This is a genomic window from Mycobacterium sp. E136 (assembly GCF_001666865.1).
In the GTDB taxonomy this organism is placed as follows: domain Bacteria; phylum Actinomycetota; class Actinomycetes; order Mycobacteriales; family Mycobacteriaceae; genus Mycobacterium.
On sequence record NZ_LZJE01000193.1, the window covers coordinates 1 to 1941 of the forward strand.

Annotated in this window: 2 protein-coding genes and 1 pseudogene; 1 reads left to right on the plus strand and 2 read right to left on the minus strand. The window is 66.0% G+C overall.

Annotation, left to right across the window (positions count from 1 at the left end; genetic code table 11):
* Nucleotides 1-227: pseudogene (locus A5698_RS12620) on the plus strand (alpha/beta hydrolase); the annotation flags it as partial.
* 7 nt (nucleotides 228-234) lie between these two features.
* Here the strand turns inward: A5698_RS12620 and A5698_RS12625 are convergent.
* On the minus strand, nucleotides 235-1653 hold the full coding sequence (locus tag A5698_RS12625; protein WP_068297067.1) for a WS/DGAT/MGAT family O-acyltransferase: 1419 nt from the start codon (nucleotides 1651-1653) through the stop codon (nucleotides 235-237).
* Nucleotides 1654-1680: 27 nt separating this feature from the next.
* On the minus strand, nucleotides 1681-1941 hold a 261-nt coding region (locus tag A5698_RS12630), incomplete at its 5' end, for an alpha/beta hydrolase family protein (protein ID WP_156670731.1).

Sequence of the window (1941 nt, forward strand, 5' to 3'; positions counted from 1 at the left end):
TCATCCCGGTGCAGGAGGGCCGCGACTTCGTCGAGGCGCTGCGCGAGGTGTCGACGTCGACGGTGGCGTACGCCGAGATCCCGCACGCCCAGCACGCATTCGACTTCTACGGGTCGCCGCGCGCGCACTACACCGCGCAGGCGGTCGAGCGGTTCCTGTCGTGGGTTCACGTCCAGCGCCAGGCGTCGAGGGATGATTTGCCGTACGCGAAGTCGGCCGAGGCGTAGCGCGAAGCTACTGCGCCATAGCCGACTCGACCACCGTCAGCTCGGTGGAAAGCCCTGCCGCGGCGCGGATTTCGATGAACGCCTCGATCATCGCGTCGGTCAACTCGTGCGGGTCGTCCAGGGTGGCGCCGTCGGAGAGCACCGAGATGTTGAGCTGGTCGACGTAGCTCCACACCGTGATGTTCAAGCCGCTGCCGGTGGTGAGCGGACCGACGGAGTAGATCTCGGTGACCAGGGCTCCTCCGACCCGGCCCGGTTGACGGGGCCCGGGCACGTTGGAGATCGGCAGGTTCAAGACCTTGTTCTGGCCGTCCTTTTCGGCCAGCCAATGGAACAGCCGCTCGGCGGCCCGCGGCGGGAAATACGCCGACCACCGGCTCACGAGTTCGGGCCCCATCAGGTGGTGGGTCTCCTTGGCCTCGACCGCGGCCTCGTGCACCGCCCGAACCCGCTCCACCGGATCGTCGAGTTGGATGGGAACGGTCATCATGACGCCGGTGAAGTAGTTGCCCGAGATCCGGTCGGGGGAGAAGTCGAAACTCACTGGAACGGAGGCCAACAGCGGATGGTCAGCACGCCCGTCGTACTTCAGGGACAACTCACGCAGCGCACCCGCCGAGATCGCCAGCACCATGTCGTTGATCGTGACGCCCAGGTGCTTGGCCGTCTCCTTGACGTCGGCGAGCGCCAGGGTGGCGGTGGCGAACTTGCGTTGCGCATCGACACGGTGGTTCATGAATGACGGCGGCGGAGTGAACGGCCGGGTGAGTTCGGGTGAGAGCTTCTTCGCGCTCTTGCGTACTCGCTGAATGCCTTGTGCGGTGTAGCGCATGACGCCGGGGAGCCGACCGATCTGGCGCATGTGATCGGCGAACGCGGTCCGCACCAACTCCGACCTGCCGGGTGGCGGATCGGTTGCGTACGAATCGCGTTCGGCTTGCGGACCCTTCTGCAGGTCCATCCCGCGGGCCAGCAGGTTCGCCGACGCGACCCCGTCGGCGAGTGCATGGTGGATCTTGCCGAGCACCGCGATCCGTCCGTTGGCCAACCCCTCGATGAAGTACATCTCCCACAGCGGCCTGCTCCGGTCCAGCGGTGTGCTGGCGATCTGGCCGATGGCTTCGTCGAGTTGTCGGCGCCCGCCGGGACTGTCCACCCGCCACGGCCGCACGTGATACTCGAGGTCGACCTCGCAGTTCTCCCGCCACATCGGGTGGTGGAACTTGAACGGGATGTCGACGAGTTCGTAGCGGAACGGATCGAGCTTGTGGAGACGCCCGTGGATGACCTGACGGAACTCGTCGATACCGAAGGCGCGGTCACCCAATTCGGATAGGTCGATCACCGCCAACTTGAGCGTGTGCATGTGCACCGTCGGCGTTTCGGTGTACAGCAGGATCGCGTCCCAGCCGCTGAGCCTCTTCACGTCGCCACCCCCTCCCTTCGGAGGTGCCTATATAACCTCTTTGGCCCCGACCAGCGTCCGGTTTCGATGAATCTGGTTCAGGAACAATCCGATTGCCGTGGCGGCCGATCCGGTTCGGGCGCCATCGGTCATGTCGAAGGCATGCCCGGCGCCGGGCAGTTCGATGTAGCTGACCGCCGATCGCGACACCGTGCGCAACCGCTCCACGAACGCGCGGGCCTGCGCCACCGGGATGACGCTGTCACCGGAGCCGTGCACCACCAGGAACGGCGGCGCGTCGGGACGCAC